General features: G+C 42.3%; 17 protein-coding genes. 12 read left to right on the forward strand and 5 right to left on the reverse strand.

The genetic code is table 11. The annotated features are described in order from the left end of the window. Positions 1-124 precede the first annotated feature (124 nt). The 11 genes from OK023_RS17610 to OK023_RS17660 all read left to right on the forward strand — a co-directional run bounded on the left by OK023_RS17610 (position 125) and on the right by OK023_RS17660 (position 10,619). A complete protein-coding gene (locus OK023_RS17610; protein ID WP_317693923.1) occupies positions 125-658 on the forward strand; it encodes a hypothetical protein in 534 nt (177 codons plus the stop codon). Positions 659-678: 20 nt separating this feature from the next. Beyond that, positions 679-1,605 carry a hypothetical protein gene (locus tag OK023_RS17615; protein ID WP_317693924.1) on the forward strand — a complete coding sequence of 309 codons (927 nt, stop codon included), beginning with the start codon at positions 679-681 and terminating at the stop codon, positions 1,603-1,605. Between the two features lie 193 nt (positions 1,606-1,798). Continuing rightward, positions 1,799-2,347 carry a prepilin-type N-terminal cleavage/methylation domain-containing protein gene (locus tag OK023_RS17620; RefSeq protein ID WP_317693925.1) on the forward strand — a complete coding sequence of 183 codons (549 nt, stop codon included), beginning with the start codon at positions 1,799-1,801 and terminating at the stop codon, positions 2,345-2,347. Between the two features lie 174 nt (positions 2,348-2,521). Further along, entirely contained in the window at positions 2,522-3,049 is a 528-nt protein-coding gene (locus OK023_RS17625) for a hypothetical protein (RefSeq protein ID WP_317693926.1), read from the forward strand. Between the two features lie 261 nt (positions 3,050-3,310). Then, positions 3,311-3,928: a pilus assembly protein gene (locus tag OK023_RS17630; RefSeq protein ID WP_317693927.1), complete on the forward strand. Its 618-nt coding sequence runs from the start codon at positions 3,311-3,313 to the stop codon at positions 3,926-3,928. 312 nt (positions 3,929-4,240) lie between these two features. After that, positions 4,241-4,813, forward strand: a complete 573-nt coding sequence (locus tag OK023_RS17635; protein WP_317693928.1) for a hypothetical protein — start codon at positions 4,241-4,243, stop codon at positions 4,811-4,813. A gap of 265 nt (positions 4,814-5,078) precedes the next feature. Further along, positions 5,079-5,642: a helix-turn-helix transcriptional regulator gene (locus OK023_RS17640; RefSeq protein WP_317693929.1), complete on the forward strand. Its 564-nt coding sequence runs from the start codon at positions 5,079-5,081 to the stop codon at positions 5,640-5,642. 111 nt (positions 5,643-5,753) lie between these two features. After that, on the forward strand, positions 5,754-7,391 hold the full coding sequence (locus OK023_RS17645) for a hypothetical protein (protein ID WP_317693930.1): 1,638 nt from the start codon (positions 5,754-5,756) through the stop codon (positions 7,389-7,391). Beyond that, on the forward strand, positions 7,372-8,859 hold the full coding sequence (locus tag OK023_RS17650) for a hypothetical protein (RefSeq protein ID WP_317693931.1): 1,488 nt from the start codon (positions 7,372-7,374) through the stop codon (positions 8,857-8,859). The genes OK023_RS17645 and OK023_RS17650 overlap by 20 nt, the downstream gene beginning before the upstream one ends. A gap of 367 nt (positions 8,860-9,226) precedes the next feature. Then, complete coding sequence (locus OK023_RS17655) at positions 9,227-9,829, forward strand: type 4 pilus major pilin (protein WP_317693932.1); 603 nt, start codon at positions 9,227-9,229, stop codon at positions 9,827-9,829. Between the two features lie 157 nt (positions 9,830-9,986). After that, positions 9,987-10,619 carry a hypothetical protein gene (locus OK023_RS17660; protein ID WP_317693933.1) on the forward strand — a complete coding sequence of 211 codons (633 nt, stop codon included), beginning with the start codon at positions 9,987-9,989 and terminating at the stop codon, positions 10,617-10,619. 215 nt (positions 10,620-10,834) lie between these two features. On the opposite strand, the gene OK023_RS17665 is transcribed toward OK023_RS17660, so the two are convergent. The 5 genes from OK023_RS17665 to OK023_RS17685 form a co-directional block, all read right to left on the reverse strand. Further along, positions 10,835-11,776, reverse strand: coding sequence for an ornithine cyclodeaminase family protein (locus OK023_RS17665; protein WP_317693934.1), 942 nt, complete (start codon positions 11,774-11,776; stop codon positions 10,835-10,837). After that, the gene (locus OK023_RS17670; protein WP_317693935.1) at positions 11,763-12,731 is read right to left on the reverse strand and encodes a threonine/serine dehydratase; all 969 of its coding nucleotides are present in this window, start codon (positions 12,729-12,731) and stop codon (positions 11,763-11,765) included. The genes OK023_RS17665 and OK023_RS17670 overlap by 14 nt, the downstream gene beginning before the upstream one ends. Then, the gene (locus OK023_RS17675; protein ID WP_317693936.1) at positions 12,728-13,333 is read right to left on the reverse strand and encodes a transcriptional regulator; all 606 of its coding nucleotides are present in this window, start codon (positions 13,331-13,333) and stop codon (positions 12,728-12,730) included. Before OK023_RS17675 ends, OK023_RS17670 begins: the two co-directional genes overlap by 4 nt. Before the next feature lie 204 nt (positions 13,334-13,537). Beyond that, positions 13,538-15,655 (reverse strand): TonB-dependent receptor domain-containing protein, encoded by a 2,118-nt coding sequence (locus OK023_RS17680; protein WP_317693937.1) that lies wholly within the window; start codon positions 15,653-15,655, stop codon positions 13,538-13,540. Between the two features lie 154 nt (positions 15,656-15,809). Continuing rightward, entirely contained in the window at positions 15,810-16,286 is a 477-nt protein-coding gene (locus OK023_RS17685) for a DUF2946 domain-containing protein (RefSeq protein WP_317693938.1), read from the reverse strand. A gap of 286 nt (positions 16,287-16,572) precedes the next feature. On the opposite strand from OK023_RS17685, the gene OK023_RS17690 reads away from it, so the two are divergent. Next, positions 16,573-17,853, forward strand: coding sequence for a DUF3748 domain-containing protein (locus OK023_RS17690; RefSeq protein WP_317693939.1), 1,281 nt, complete (start codon positions 16,573-16,575; stop codon positions 17,851-17,853). Positions 17,854-17,871 lie beyond the last annotated feature (18 nt).

A 17,871-nucleotide genomic window follows, 5' to 3' on the forward strand; every position in this document is an offset into this window, starting at 1 on the left:
AGAGTGAGCTATGCTCCTGGCGACTCTCAGACTTGCGCCTACACGCAACTCGAATTATTTTGGGTATATATGAGGGTGGCAAACGGATGAATCTCCAATCACTTAGGTATAACGGAGGGGAATTTTGAATAAAATTATGATATTACCTATTGTTATATGCCTGGCTTTTTCAGGCACAGCTGTTGCTTTACAAAAAAGTGCAGTAGATCTAATCAGTACTCCAGGAGATTCACCATTGTCTAAGAATAGCAATGATGATTTGTCCATTGATATCTCTAAATATCAGAATGAACTTGATGAGTACCAAAAAATATTGCGTCAGAGTGAAATGCTTAAGTTGCTGATTAAAAGACAAGGGCTGATGAAGCAATTAGGTGTCACTGATCCTGATGAAATATTATCTCTAGATGAAAACGGCCGCTCTAGAGGTGCTTCCCCTAAAAAAATTGCACAAAGTGCATTATTAATATCAACATTCAAGATAGGGAAAAGTCCTATAAAGGCAAAAATTTTCGTATCAGGGCTTGGTGTTATGATTGTGCATCAAGGAGAAAAAATATCTGATAAATATCGTGTTGAAAGTATTCGTCCAGGTGCAATTGCTGTAAAAAGACTAACGGGCACAGGTGAGACCTTTTATCTTCCCTCACTTCTTTAAATATATTTTATAGGGTGATTATGCGTATCCATTTTCTAAGTTTTTCCGTTCTACTGATGGTTGTTAGCGGGATGAGTTCCCTGTGGGCTGCAGATTCTATAGCACAAGCACTGCCTGAACGTTCGCTGGTTGAAGATATTAATTCAAACGATGTCAAAACGCTTGAGTTGAATAGCGCTAAAGAAATTAAACGTTTGATGAAAAAAGTCACTGAAGATTATCGTACCTTGGATGAGGATAAAAAAACGGTCAATATTAAGCCTGTTGATACATCTCAAACTGGCGGTACGGCATTAAAAGCAGGCATGACTGAAACAAAAAATGTTCCACAGGATCCTACACGGTCTGTGAATACACCAGACGTAACAGAGGTACCGGTTCATGATGTCGCCTCTTCTGCCGTGGTAAGCCCTACCTCTAGCTTATCTGCTTCTGCTGATGTATCTCCAAGCTTTGTGGAAAAGCAGAATAAACTTTTATTCGATATTATCGATCTTCAAAAACAGATTATCTACGACGTTGACATCATGCGTGATACATGGATGAGCCAACGTTTTCTTCAAACATCAGATGACGACAAAGTGGTATCACATCCCGACTACATTGCAACTTACGCGAAAAGTAAAGGGGTACACCTTGATCCTTCTGGTTTTGCTTACCTTATACTTAAAAAAGGCGACAAGACTATTACACCAGGCATGCTGTTTAAAATTAATCTTGAAGAAAATACCACGAAAGGTAAGACGATCAGCAAAATCAGAGACGTAACTTTGAAATATGATACGAAGTTACCGCGATTAGTTTATAAAGCAGTAGCACTGACGGGGATCGGAGGTGTTATTAAGGTTGTCGCACATGCAAGTGATACCTACTCCCAAAAAGCATTACCTAAAGGTATAACTTTAGATACGCCATTAATATATAGATTTAGCACCAGTTATCCTTAATGAAATGGTAGTCGGTCAGCCCTTTCATGGTTAGTCAATATTATGCCATAAATAATTCCAGTTTCTTGTGGTAAATAGTAGATAGGGATATGACCGATAATATAATTAATTAGAGTAAGTGATGAATAATAGGAAGGATATTAAATAACTATCAGTTAATAATCTTTCGTGAGTTTTACACTGGAATTTTAGCATGATTAACAACATGATGTTAGAAAGTAAAAAGTGGCAGCAAGGATTTTCGTTGATCGAAGTAATAATGGTACTTCTGATTTCTACGGTTGTTATTGTAGGCGGAGTTGTCTATTACCAGACCAGTATCACCAGCGAGAAGACTGAATTAACAATCTTAGAGGTCATGAGCCTACTTTCTGTCATTGATAGAGTTTATTCTCCCAATTTCCAGGGTATCTCATCCGATATGGTCGCCAGAACGTGTAACCTTCCTGCATCATTTGTAACACGTGGACCCGATGGAAAGATGAAAATAAAAACACCTAATGGCGAAGAAATACAGATTAAAGAAAGCATTATTGATGGGAAAGATAATCCAAAGTTCTTTCAAATTATATTTTCTGTACCTTGGCGTATGTGTACGGCGATGGGTAGATTTGGCGCTAAAATAAGTGATGGTGGCTTTCCTACTATATATTCAGAAGAGGACGTTCAAAAATATTGTGATGCTGAAAAGGCTAAAGGAAAGATAAGTGATAACGTAAAGATAGTGTATACATTTCATTAAAATATCGGCTTCCAGGGAGTAAAAGAAGATAAACACTGCATTAAATCGCAAGTGGTTAATATAATGACTGATACAAATAAATTTTAAACAGTTCGCTTTCTTAAATTTTAATATTAATTAAATATATTAACGGTAAATAAGTCGACCATCAAAAAATGGCAATGCGGACTCTCGTTGTTTGAAGCCGCTATGGTGCTGGCATTTTCCGCCGTAGTTGTAGCCGGCGTTATGGCCTATTATAATTCAGCTTCAACGAATGAAAAAACGGAAAGAACGATTTCTGAAGAGATGAGTATTATCTCTGCGGTTAATAGTACTTATTCATCAGCTCCTAATTTAAAAGAAATAACGGGAGAAATTATCGCTAAAATGGGTTTTTTACCTGCATCATATATATCCTCTGATGGAGAAATTAAAACACCAAGTGGTACAACAGTATCGATTAAAGCAGGAAAAATGGATAAGAATAGCGACCCTGGATATTTTAATATCAAGATCCCTGTTCCCAGACGTATGTGTTCAACAATGGCCAGGCTAGATTTGGGTAGTAGCCTTATCGAAATGAGGGTAGCAGATAAAGCTAATAAAGGTGTGATTCAAACACGTCCACTCTCTGTTGAGGAAGCGCATAAAGTATGTGGTGATGCACCGGGCGGAAAATTGACGAGGGATCAGTTTGATATATACGACACTTTTCATTAAAAAACCAATATCTAAGGAGTAAAATGCCTACACCGATACAGGTGAGAAAATAAAAAGAATGCACCAGATGGTATTTATATAATATAAATTAAAGTGGGGTTGCTCTTATAATATAAGGATAACATTAACCTTTACGAATGAATTTATTAAAGGCGAATAAACCCAGAAAAAGTAATCATAAATAATAATCACCAAGGAGGTAACCCATATAAAACCTGGTCTATATTATCAATCTAATTAATTAATATATGGTAAATAACTATGTTTAAATCTAAAAAAGCAGTGAAAAAAAGCAAAAAATGGCAACGAGGATTATCACTGATTGAGGCCGCGATGGTATTGGCTCTTTCTGCAGTGGTAGTAGCTGGAGTTATGGCCTATTATCAATCTGCGTCAACAAATGAGAAAACAGAAAGAACGATCTCGGAAATAATGAGTGTTCTTTCTGCAATTAACAGTACTTACTCTTCTGCCCCTAATTTCAATGGTATCACCTCAACTATTATTGCCAAAACAGGAGCTTTGCCTGCGTCCTTTATCGGTAAGGATGATAAAGGGAAGGTTATCATTAAAACACCCAACGGCTATCCGATAGAAATTTCGGCTGGTTCGCTTGATAATAAAACGAACAATGATGAGTATTTTAATATTCAATTTGACGTTCCTGCAACTATGTGTGGCACGATGTCCAGATTAGATCTCGGTAGTAGTCTTGTACAAATGGCTATTGGAGATGCAACTAAACCTCTACCTTCTTTACCTCTAAGCGTTGCAGATTCACAAAAATATTGTGACCTTGCAACAGAAGGGGGAGAGGATAAGAATAAAAATCCGCTTCCAGCTAAAGATCACGTGACAATAGCGTATGCGTTCCATTAATGCTTTATTTACCTTGGTCAAGATAATGAATTTAAAGCGAATAAATTTTTTAAGGAATATTCCAGCAACGCTTTTTTCTGTCTGAATTATAAACCTCAAGGATGAGGTTTATTCATTGAGTATGAGTAAATGAAAGCTAACCTAACTACAACATCCATTATTTACCCTCACTATAGGAAACACATCCATTACTCATGCTTTCCTTGAAATTTGCTTACTGCCTATATGCAACTCACGTTATTTAGAGTATATAGACGATAGTGTGTGACACTATAAAAAACGAATGAGTATTTTGCAGGAAAGAGGTTTTAGATGCTGGGCCAGTTATTAATGTTTATTAGTGCTTTTTTCTTTGCTACGAGCCAGTTGTTCTTTTTTCAAAGTATTATGCAAATTAAAAAAGAGAATATCACTATTTATAGCGATGTGTTGACTTCGCAGCATTTAAATGCACTATCCTTTTGCTCACTATCTTCAAGTCACTGCAATCAGTATGAAGGAAAGGTAATTCCGCAAAGTGATTATCAGTTAAGTTATTATTCTTATTCAGATTATAATGCCAGCCCGCTAGCGATTTCATGTGTAAATAATGGTTATTTATACACATTTGTAGAAAAAAACACAACCAAGGATAAAATTAATAGATACAATATTAGCAGTAAAGAGATAGCCTCTACAGTTAAAGGAATTAGCAGTAAAGAGATAGCCTCTACAGTTAAAGGACGTTCTGGAACTGAATTTTTCTATACTGATGAAAACTTAGAAAAGAGCGACCCTTATAGTAAGATATATAACTCCGTACCAGAGCATATGTGTTATGACAAACATGGTTACTATAAAAAGTCGGAGGCAGAATTCATTTTAGTAAATTATATCGGAGTGTGATAAGCGTTTACAGGGTTTTTTCATCTACTTCATCCTACATAGCTGCGCATAATAGTGCAACAGGTGTGAGTGGTGCAGGTTAGCCGACCGTTGAGCGCAGGGATACGCGATACGAGCCCCTAGGGAAGGGTTCGGCGTGTTGGTGTTCCTCATCATTCCCACATTGCAGAAGCGTGATGTGTAGCGGTATTAAGAACAGCTATTTAGCTCTTAACTTTAAAAATAATATTCATCTTTAAATAATACATCACTGAGTTTATATAATATGCAGAAAATTTTCTTATGGTGTGACTGCCATTACACAAAAATGGGTTTATTATCCCTGTTCTCTGAGGTCTTGCATAATAATATTGAAGTAATAAATTATGATAGGACACATAGCGATATCTCAAGTGATGTTTTATGCTTTTTTTTTGTTATATCAGGAGGCAATTTTTTTGAGATTGCAGAGTTTATCAGAAATAGTCAAATTAAAAAAGATAATGCACTTATAGCTCTGTCTGATGATGAGCTTTATAATGTTTTTTCTCATGTTTGTAATGAGGAAATAAAAAACATCTCAATACAAAAATCCCCAATTGAAATATCTAACATATTTAAATTCATAATAAGTGATAATGAAAAGAAACATAGAAAAACGGTAAGTAAAATCACAAAAAAAGAGCTGCAAGTTATGGAGCTTTTCATGCGTGGTAAAAAAGTATCAGAGGTGGCATCTATTTTACATAGGAGTATAAAAACAATTAGTTATCACAAGCAAAATTTCCTAAAAAAGCTTGGGATAAGAAACAACCTAGTTGTGTTACAGAGTCTATTTCTATTAAAATAATCATTCCCTGCTAATGGAATACCTTATCATTCATATGATATATTTAAAATCTAGAGTTATAACTCACCGCTCTGTTATTTTTTATGTCAGGTATTACTGATGGATTTCGTTATGATTATAAAAAAGAAAACAAAATCACTAAAAAAAGAACAGCGGGGCCTCAGTTTAATAGAAGTTAGTCTTTATATTATTGTGTTTACAATTTCGTTAGTGATTATCACTGATAGTATAAATATCCATCTCAAATCAAAAAAGAAAGAAGAAATAATTAATGGGATTCAGCAATTTAATGATGCATTCAAACAATATATTATAGACAACCAGATAGATTTCCTGTCTTCTAAAGAAGCGACACCACACGCAATGTCATTTGATGATTTAAAAAAAATGGGGTATTTACCACAACAAATGACTGATAGCAATTACATGACATTTAGTTCAACAGGCTATGTTATCCAGAAAAATGTTGCTCGTGTGCTGGACAATATCGGTAGACCTCAACTCGTCGGTATCGTAATAACTTGCCCACAAAACGGAATCCAATCCAATCCTTATGTATTAAGAGGTATAATCAATCAACTTGGAGTATCCGCGGGAATGATGGAGGAAAACCAATCCCGTATCATCGGAAGCCATGGCATTTGGGAAATTTCTCGGCAGGATCGCCCCTCTGGAGTGCCTCTCTTTGAGCAAGGCGCTGGATGTATTTACTCTTTACTGACTGATGTATCATATTTTCACGAAAAAGGTGCGATTCAACCTCCTGAATTTCTGAATTCAAAAATCTCTGTTGAGGCATTCAGTGCAGGGCATAAAATACCGCTTCAGAGTGGGGAAGCGTGGTATCCGCTATTTAACACTGATGTTCTCCACTTGTTCAATAATAATAAGGCGAAGCATATTCGCATTGATTTAGAAGATCAGAATAATTCCTTACTATACTCTAATTTTTTCAACTCGTCAGATATCAAAATTAGCCCTGGTTATTTCCAGTCTGGAAAAAAGGCTTCTTCAATATTCGGGAAGAAATTTAAAATTAAAATAACTCCTTTTGATGATTTTCAACATCCAGGGAAATCAGTCTATTTATTTAATGGTTCTCCAATCACCATTAAACGCTATCAAGGTTCTATCTGGAATTCATTCTCGATTAAAATGGGTGTTAATATCTATAATAAAAATTATAAAATCCCAATAAATCCAGTGGGTAATACTCGAAGTGATATTGGTTACTGTTCTGATGAAAATAAAAAAGATATCGTTACTCCTATGGGTATTGATATTATTGGCATGGACATAGATCTTATTATGCCAGAGCAAAAAGAGGCCTCTTATATTGAACCGCAGACAATAGCTATTATAGTGGATAATGCTGCGAATCCGCCCCCAGACCCAGACCCAGACCCAGATCCAGATCCAGGACCATCCTCTGAACCAAAGCCTTTACCCGATATCGACACTGGCCCTAAGAGGATTTTCATTCTTACGTTAAAGTCACCCACTGATTTGCACTCTGATCCAATGGAGTGGGGGAGCTATGATCGTCGATTTACTCAGCCACCTTTGATTGGTAACGCTGTTCTCTCTAACACTCTGTATTACCGTATAAGTAAAGCTTGCCAAACTTCTATGAGTGGTGAAGCCAGTGTTTATATAAAAACGAATACTGCACGTAAGAAAATTGATTCTATAGCGTGGGATGCAGGGCAGGCATCAACATGGGGATACCATGACATACCCATTAAATAAATTTTATAATAAGCGATATCGGATAACCAAGATACCACAGATTCAACATGGATTTTCTCTCATTGAAGTCGCCCTTTTTCTTATTATTGTTATTGTTATTGTTATTTCGGTCACACCTTTCATTAAGTTAACATCTTATGAGTACAAGACTGTTTCAACTGTGAAAAGAACTGAAATAATAGCTTCCGCAGTTTCATTGTACTTGAGTTATCACAAAGTTGATCTTGCAAACAATATTATAAAAATGGGTAAGCCTCAAGAAATTCCGATAGATGATTTAATCAGTGAAGGATTTTTACCTACTGGTAACAATGAGTTTTCCAAAGATACATTTGGTAATAACTTTCATGTTATTGCGCGTTTAGTTCCCCTAGACAGTTCAGCTGTTAACGCAGGGGAATTGATGGTAATAATTACTGCTCTTAATGAAAATAAGGTTAAAGATATTCCTGTAGATATGCGTGGGGAAATAGTTTCGATGCTGGGAATTAATGCTGGAATAGAGCCACTATCCGGTAACAAGAGTGAGATCTATGGCGTATCTAGGAATTGGACTGTTCACCTTCAGGATTGGTCTGTTCCTAATATTGATTATAAAAAAGCGCAATATTTTTACTTTATAGAGTCAAAAAATACTCTCAGTAATGACACTGAAATTTATAAAACAGAAGCGGATAAAATATCAAAGATTAGTTTCGACAGTAATCATCAATCTTCCTGGGCTCCTGTTTTCACTGAAGATAAGTTGCTTATCTCAATGAAGGATAATCCAGACATTGACTACTTCCAGGTGAGCATTACCCCTAGCACTGATAAAAAGCCAAGAAATTATCAAGTGTTAGGCGAAAAATTAAGTATTAATCCTGAACCTGAATGGCTTCCAATTGGTAACCAAAATGATGTGAAAATCATGGTGCAAGTCAGTGCGCATCATCTATCAGGAATGAATTTAGTTCCTGTTACTTCCTTTACTCTGAATATCAAAGCAATAAGCATTGAAGATTACTTTCATTCATTTTTTGTTCCCGATGAGCTTACCGTAAAAGGATGGGCCTTAGAGCGTCATCCTGACAGTAAACTGAAGAGAGTCAATCACTGTAACACTCAGAGAGACATTCAGGTTACGAAGGTGATTTTTTTATCTATTAAATCAATCATACAAGATGATTTTACTCGCCTGTTACTAAAACCCTTAACACTTGAGGTCAGCGCGATTGGCGATAAAGGAATTTATAATATTATTTATAGAAAGTTTATTATCAATACTGGAGATTTAAAAGAAAATATCACCGATAATGCTTTACAAGGTGATTTTGACATTTCAAACAATACCTGTGCATCATATTTAGAACATCAGGTTCAGTATGACGTTGAGCTCTTCTCTGGTGAGCAATCATGGAAAATGAATAGTGTAAAACAGAATTGGAGTGGTCAAAATAGCGCTTTTTCCACAAAGCTCTTCCCTTGATTAGCTGCATTATTTTACCCACGATATATCTCAAAATATAAAGTGTTTTCACAAGAGTTAGACATGTGATAAGTCTCATAAACCGCTAACTAGGTAATAGCTATGCACATAAAACTACAACGTAGATTGCCATTAATTGAAACTGCTATGGTATTGGCCCTTTCTGCGGTTGTTGTTGCTGGTATCATGGCGCTTTACTCGTCGGCCTCAACCAATCAATATTTAATTTAGCCCAACTCATTTAACGAAAATCCTATCGAATAATGATTTCGTTACAGGATTTTAGTTTGATAAAATCATAAATGATACTGTTTATTTTTTGAAGTCTTACCGAGTTTTTAATGTGATCCTATTAAGGGAAATTATTATGAAAATTAATTCATGTTGGAATAATAGCTGTAAAGGAGTGAAAAAAAAATTGCAGCAGGGGCTGTCATTAATTGAAGCCGCCATGGTATTGGCCCTTTCTGCGGTTGTGGTCGCAGGCGTCATGGCTTATTACCAGTCGGCCTCCACCAATGAAAAAACGGAAAGAACAATTACAGAGATAATGGCAGTTATTGCATCTGTCAACAGTATTTACTCTTCTGCCCCAGATTTTTCTGGACTTTCAAGTACTGTTATTGCCAAGTCAGGTTTTTTCCCTAGTTCTTTTGTATATAAAAAAGATGATGGTCAATTGAGTATAATGGCACCATATGGCGATGATATTGTTGTTTCTGATGGTACATCTTTTAATAAAAAAATCGAAAACGAAAATGCCTATTATCATATTGGTGTATTCGCACCTAGGGACGTTTGTGCAAATTTAGCAAGACTGGATTTGGGAAGCAGCCTTGTCGCTGTCAATATTGCTGGTAGGCTATTCATGGGGAATTTACCGACTATTAAAGAAGCACAAGAAGCCTGTTCTCAACAAGTAGCGTATGATGATGAAAAACATGTTGAAATTTCCTATACATTGCATTAATTCTTTACTTATTTAATTTAGCCTAATTCATTTAAATAAAACCTTATCAAATAATGATTTAGTCACAGGGTGAAAGTTTGGCGAAATCATAGGTAATACTTTTCATTTTTTGGAATTTTACTGGATTTTTAATATGCCCTTTATAAGGAAAATCGTTATGAACATTAATTCACGTTGGAATAATAGGTATAAAGAAGTGCAAAAAAAATTGCAACAGGGGCTATCATTAATTGAAGCCGCCATGGTATTGGCCCTTTCTGCGGTTGTGGTCGCAGGCGTTATGGCTTATTACCAGTCAGCTTCCACGAATGAAAAATTGGAAAAAACAATTGGAGAAATAATGGCGATTATCTCAGCCGTTAACAGCACTTATTCTTCCGCACCGGATTTCAGTGATCTGAGTGACTCAAAAATTGCCAAAACGGGTGCGCTTCCCGCCTCCTTTATTGATAATACCGACCCTAGATATCCTAGAATAAAATCACCATTCGGATATAGTATAAGTCTTACGGGTGGGGGGGGCCTCCCTGACGATCCAGATTCAACGAATAACCCAAGCAGCCAATACTACTCCCTTACTCTGGCTGTTCCTCGTTCTGTTTGCGCAGGCCTGATTAGGCTGGACTTGGGTAGTAACCTTGTTGGTCTGGTGCTTGCGAGCGGAAATAAGCCGTTATCTGTCCCTATTCCTGTTTCTGTTGAACAATCCCAACAATTTTGTGAAAAGGCCGAAGAAACTGATGAATTAAAAGGTGAGGATATGGTGGTTCTAGCTTACATTTTGCGTTAAGAGTTCCCTATTCTCGGAGCTATTTCGACGAAATAGCCACTATACTCTAAACACTTCGAGTTGCAGGAAGGCGGCAACGCAACGAAGCCCCAGGAGCTTACTCAGGTAAGTGACTGGGGTGAACGAAGGCAGTCAACACCCAAGCAACTTGAAGTATGACGAGTATAAACCCCTATACCAAGATATGAACAAGAGACCGTTTTTCAGGAAGAGGGTTATAACCCTGCCAAAATTCCCTTCACAATTTGTACATCTTGAATGGCTAGCCCGGTAAGATCGGCTAGGGTGATTTGTTGATCGGTTTTACGCATTTTCATACCACTTGCCAGCATCTCACCAAACTCAACGATTGGCACCGTTGTCAGCAAATTTTGTTGATATGCCTGGGCAATTTCACCATATTCGCTGCACTGCTTCCGAGCATCCACCAAAATCGCATCAGCTTTGGCAACTAATGCCGTTGCCAACTCCTGTTTACCTACGGCGTCTGCGCCAACCGCGGTAATATGGGTTCCTGGGCGGATATTTTCCGCTTGCAGGATCGGCGTGTGGCTCGGTGTGGTGGTCACGATCAGATTACAGTGTGCCGCCAGCTCAGCGGCATCTCGCGTGATGTGAACGCGAAAACCTGCCGCTTCTGCATCCTGACGATACGCGGTAAGGCGTTGTGGGGTTCGGCCCCAGACCCACACTTCACGGCAGTGGGTTACCGCTTTAAGCTGTTGCAGTTGCAACAGCGCCTGCATACCCGAGCCCACGATGCCAATGGCGTCAATGTGTTGCGGCGCGCATAACTCAGCGGCAATACGCCCGGCCAATGCGGTGCGCAGCGCCGTCAACCAACCTTCATCCAGTAGCAGGGCTTGCGGTTCACCGGTCAGCGCAGAGAAAGCCATCATCAGCCCTTGATTGCTGGGCAACCCTTGTTCAGAGTTGCGATAAAACCCGGAGGAGACTTTCACTACAAACTGGTCATCTCCCTCTAACCACGCCGATTTAATGCAACAGTCACCCTCCGCTGCGTTGAACAGAAAGTGTTGTACCGGTGGCATCTGCACCTGATAAGCTGAATAGGCGATAAATCCCGTTTTCAGCAACGCAGTGATGCGTTCGGCGTCGAAAGCGGCAAGAATTTGCGTCTTATTAATGATTCTCATAGCTGATTGCCTTCAGGTATTTTTCCAGCACGATATTTTTACCGCACAATACCACGGCCACTTTTTTACCCTGAAACTCCGGCGCCAGTTTGCAGGCGGAAGCCAACGCCACCCCGGCGGCTCCCTCAATAATCCAGCGATCGCTGGCGGCGAGCATGCGCATTGCCTGCTTGATCTCATCTTCACTGACCAACACTTTACGGTCGATCACCTGCTGGCAAAGCGGGAAGGTGATTGCACCGGGTTCAACACCGCCTGCCGTTCCATCAGACAAAGTCTCTTGCTCTTCCACAGGGTAGATATGCCCAGCTTCCAACGCGCTATACATGCTGGTAGCATTCTCTGGCCAACAGGCAATAACCTGTGTTTTTGGCGACAATCGCTTCAATATGGTGCCAATTCCGGCAATATAGCCACCGCCGCCTACGGCAACGAATACGGCATCCAAATCGGGTTGCTGTTCGACGATTTCCATGCCACAAGTGCCTTGGCCAGCAACCACTTGAGCGTCGTTATAGGGGGAGATGTAGACTTTGTTCTGCTCGCGAGCGGCTTTTTCCCCAGCCAACTCTGCGTTCAAGCCATCACCCGGTATCCGTACTACTTTGCCACCCAATGCGCAGATCGTCTCTAACTTGATGGCAGCGGCGTTTTCAGGGGCATAGACGGTAACATTAATCCCCATCTGCTTGCCTGCCAAGGCGATCGCCTGACCGTGGTTACCGCTGGAAGCGGCAATCACCCCTCGTTGGCGTTGCTCATCGCTCAACAGACGCAGTTTGTTGCTCGCGCCACGGAACTTGAATGAGCCGGTATGCTGCAGATGGTCGCACTTTAGAAACAATTCGCATCCTAATTGTTGCGAAAGCAACAGGCTGTGCTCTAAAGGGGTAACGCGTACTTGCGGACGTAATTGTTGGTGGGCGGAAACGATCTCATCAAATAGGTTGCTCATACCGACTCCTTTAGATTTTTTAGATAGTTGTAGACCGTAGCACGGCCAATACCGAGAACTTTTGCGACATAACCCGCTGCATTCTTTCCTTTGAACGCCCCCTCCTGATACAGCGCTTCTACTAATGCTCGGCGGCTCGTGCCGTTGAGCGTACTCAGGGTTAGCTGTCTTTGTTGTAACCAAGGGTGAATAAACGAATTGATACGTTCCTGCCAGTCGTCGTGAAACAGTACGTCGGGTTGTGATTGCAAAACGTTACCTGCCAAAAATAAATCCAGTGCTGCTTTAGCGTTCTCTAGTACGGAAATATCCAGATTGATACACATCAGGCCGATGGGGTCACCCTGATCGTCACGCAGCACCGCGCTGATCGAGCGGAGTTGGCTACCATCCCAGTTACGTTTGAGATAGGGGCCAATCACCTGCAAATCGTAGTCATCCTGAAGATCGCTTAGGTTGGAATCTTCGCCCAGTTCGCGCTGAGATCGGTTGTTGGCGATATAGACCAGCGTTTGGCTGGTGAGATCGTGGATAGCGATTTCCGCATAGGGCGCAAATAACAGTGCGATAGCATCGGCAATCGCGTGATAGCGGGTCAGCATAGGCCTATTTTTTAGACTTAAAAATATAAAATATACTAATTATTCTAATTTGTAAGCGACGGTCGGTAAAGTAGTTTGAGGGTTAATCGAGCAAAGTCATAATAAGACAATTGACTGTCAGAGATATCCCAAGCGCTTATGGGTGAAGATGCGTTGACCATTTGATAGGCCTTGACGAGTGCCAAGGCCCTGTTTTAGATAGCGTTAAAACTTGACGTTAACTTTGGCCCAGAAGGTACGGCCTGGCTCATTAACCGAGGTATCGGCGGAATAGCCAAAGCTGCTGTTGCCAGCAAGATTAAGGTGTTCGCTATAATCTTTGTTGAACAGGTTATCAACGCCGGTGCTGATTTTTATGTGCTGATTAACTTTGTACGCCGCGTTGGCGGAGAACACACCAAACCCAGGGCTGGCTGCAAAATCTTTGCCTACTACGTTCCCTTCATTTTCGGCGATCCTGTGCTGGCTGCTGATCAAGCGCAATAGGCCGGTACTGCTCCAATTGCCTTTTTCCCATGATAATCCCAGGCGTGCTTCAAGCGGTGGGATTTGCGGTAGCGGTTTACTGTTACTGGTATTTTCAGCCCATGAGTAGGCCAGGCTGGTCTCGGTTTTCCAATTTTCCGTCAGTTTGTAACTGACACCTGCCTCTCCTCCCATAATGCGGGCATTGACGTTATCAGCTTCACTAACGCGGACATTGTTAGGATCGTAACGGAACAGTATAAAGTCGCTAACATGTCCGACGTAGGCAGATACCCAACCGTTCAACCTTTTGCTCGCGTATTGCGCGCCGATATCCAATTGGGTCGTTTTCTCGGCTTTTACGCTATCGAACGCACTGACATTGCCGCCTGGCCCGTAGGTTGGAGAAAAAAGCTCCCAATAATCCGGGAAGCGCTCGGTATAACCCACACCGGCATAGAGCATCAGCGGCATATCTGTCAGTGAATGTTCGATACGGGCAAACCCGGCGTGTAACACATCGTCACGCTCTGAAAGAGCCGTCCCCGTAAAGTTATCTACCCTTACCCGGTCTAGACGCGCACCACTGATGATTTTATCCTGCTCGGTCGCGGTCCAGGTCAGTTCACTGAAAATGCCATAGTTACGGAAGCGGGCATCTTTTACCCAGCCATTGTTCTTTTTATTACGATGCGTGTTTTGTTGCATATCTGCCCCGCTTTCGAGCTTCATATCACTCCATAGCCAGGTTCCCATCATGCGGCTCCCAACGGTGCGCCGATCGAGTTGCATCGACATGGGCATACTCATATGCATGCTCGAGTTGCTAGAGGCATGCATTGAAGATGACATAGTCATTGACGATGATGTCCCCATATTCATTGATAAATTGTTGTGCATTGATCCCATGGACGAGCCCATGCTACCGGGGGCTCTCAGCGAGAAGTTATCCATAATGTGATCGGCATAGTTGTAATAAGTGCTGGCTTCGAACTTATCGAACACTTCTCCGATATTGGATTTCTCAAAACGCATACCCAGGCTTTCGCGTTTGAACTGCGAACCATCCATATTGCGTCCGGCGTAACGCGCTTCGCCATCACCTTTACCCGCATTCAGCTCCAGCCAAGTGTCGTTATCCGGTGTCCACCCCAGGGCCATATCCGCGTTCCACTTATCCCACTTAGAGGGAACACGCTCGTTATTACCATCCTTATAGTCATCGGAACGGGATTTGTTGCCGATAAGGCGCAGGTATCCTTGCTCATTTCCCAAGCTGATATCCGCATTTTCATCCCGGCGATGATTCGAGGCGGCGAGCATGCTGGCATCGCCCCGAATATCAGCTTTATCAAAAGAAGGTCGTTCGCGTTCGAAGTGCACGGTTCCTGCAGAGTTACCTGGCCCCCAAAGTACCGTTTGCGGGCCCTTGGTCAGCGTCAGTAGATCAAAGCTTTCAGGTGAAATATAAGAACTTGGTGCATCCATACGCGCTGGGCAGGCACCAAGCATTTCGCCGCCATTGGTTAAAATGCGCAAACGCGAACCGAACATGCCGCGAAAAACCGGATCGCCATTGGTGCCGCCGTTACGGATTTGGGAAAATCCCGGTATGGTTTTCAGATAGTCAGAGCCGTCACTGGCCGGAACAGGCTGGCGCGGGGTTTTGGGCGATGTCACGATCGTTAGCGGAGAAACCGCAGGTGCGGTGACAACCATCACTGATTCATCGTTTATGGCCGCCACGTTGTTCGGGTGTGTCTTATGACTCCCCTCGGACTGAGCAAACGTGGGTAAGGTGAACATCAATGTCATCACTGTTGCCACAGGTGATAAAGAGAAACGATTATTTTTCATCGTAATAGCCTGTTTTTATCTGCCTGCACTTTCCCGAGCAGGCGCTCGCTGGCCATCATTTTGGATGGCAAAGCATGAAACGTCACAAAACAGTGACCTGATGCCAGGCACTTTTTCGCGATCAAGAAATTATCGTTTTGCTGAAAAGCAAAAATTAACGCAGGTAAGACAGGCTGGGGGGCGCGCGTGGCCTACTATCAGGGTAACAGGCCGAGAGCAGCGGAGAAACAATGACGGGCAAAAACGGTGCTTGTGAAACGAGCAGTATCAGCCAGATAAAAGGAATAAAAACGGTCTGAATCAGCGGTAGGTGGATGAGCAACTGACAATAGCCGCAGGCGATATCCTCCATCGGTGAACTACCCGGCTTTACAACCAGATGATGGGGCAGGCTGTGCGGAGTGCTACAGGTATTGCCGGAAGAGTGCGAGCCATGTTCCATGTCTGGCATGGTATTGAGCATGGCCACCTTATCAGGGGGCGTGGTGGTTATTTCGGCTGAACAAGGTTTGCCGGCACGCTGGTGTTCCAGAGATTTGGAAATCACTGGCGCCACAAACAGTATCAGTATTGCCAGCAAAGCCAAATAAATGGGGAACTTGCGGCGGGAAAGTGAGAAAAGCGATAGCACCTTAACGACCACACATAAAAACTGTCGCGTGATAGTAACGGATGAGCAAAGTAATTGTTACAGGATTTTCTATTCCTTTGCGTTTTTGCAGGCTAACAAGCATAACGACGAGTAAGTGGAATTTTTCTGCCTTTTCTCGTTGACTGGGTTTCATCCCGAGCAATTAAAATCCAGCTGTGTTGCAGATGTGCGACCCTCAATAAACGGTATCGCGGAGGTGCGCTGCAAGGTGCTGACCGATCCGCTAAGATGGCGGTTCAATGCCAGTTTGTGTATAGGAGCCGTCATGCATCACCGGGAACAACAACTGACCTTTGAACCGCGAGGTCACCAACTCACCAACATCAATGTCTGGACACCCTGCGGCCAATGGCTGGCCTATGATGTGCGCCCCAACGGGGCTTCTTTTACCGGGTTGACTATTGAGCGAGTCAACGTAGTCAGTAGGCAGGTGGAGATCGTGTACCGGGCGCAGCACGGTGCCCATGTTGGTGTGGTGACGGTAAGTCCAGACGCTCCCGCACGCTATGTATTTATCCATGGGCCTGAGTACCCGGATAGCCACTGGCATTACGATTTTCATCATCGGCGAGGTGTGATTGTCAGTGAGCCGGATCGTGAGTTGGCTGTGACTCTGGATGCGCTGGACATTACGGCACCTTATACTCCCGGCGCTCTGCGTGGTGGCACTCATGTTCACGTATTCAGCCCGGACAGTAGCCGCCTGAGTTTTACCTATAACGACCATGTGATGCATGAACGCGATCCCGCATTGGATTTACGTAATGTTGGCGTAGCTGTGCCGCTTCATGGTGTTAATCCGCCCAAACAACACCCGCGTGAATATGATGGTAGCTATTATTGCGTGCTCGTCAGTACAACCACGCCTCAGCCGCAACCAGGCAGCGACCAAATTAACCGAGCTTACGAAGAAGGATGGATTGGTCAGCAAGGCTACGACAAACCGGATGGCAGCCGTCAGCGCTGGGCGCTGGCATTTATTGGCGATACGCTCTCCGCGAAAGGGGAAAAACTACCAGAAGTGTTTGTGGTTGATCTGCCTGAAAACGATGCCGATTATGCTAAGGCTGGCAATCAACCGTTGCAGGGCACAGAGAGTACCTTACCCGCGCCGCCGCTGGGTGTTCAGCAACGAAGACTGACGTTTACCGGAGAACGCCGTTATCCGGGGGTAGTCACCACACCACGCCATTGGCTGCGAAGCGCCCCGGATGGCAGTGTGATTGCCTTTTTAATGAAGGATGAGCAAGGCATTGTGCAGTTATGGGCCCTTTCTCCTAACGGGGAAGAGCCACATCAGATTACTCAGGTGGAACACAGTATCCAGTCTGCATTCAGTTGGCACCCACAGGGCGATCGAATTGCGTTAGTTTGTGATAACAGTGTGATGCTGTGCGAAGTGGGCAGCGGCAAAATGCAGCGCCTGACCAAGCGCACTATACAACCTCCTTTAGGTGACGCAGTCGTATTTTCACCTGATGGTAAACATGTGGCTTTTATGCGTGAGGTGGCAGGTTTCAGTCAGATCTTTGTGGTTAGCGTTTAACTATCCTGAAATAGCCTG

Origin of the sequence: Serratia sp. UGAL515B_01 (assembly GCF_033095805.1) — a bacterium.
Taxonomy (GTDB): domain Bacteria; phylum Pseudomonadota; class Gammaproteobacteria; order Enterobacterales; family Enterobacteriaceae; genus Chania.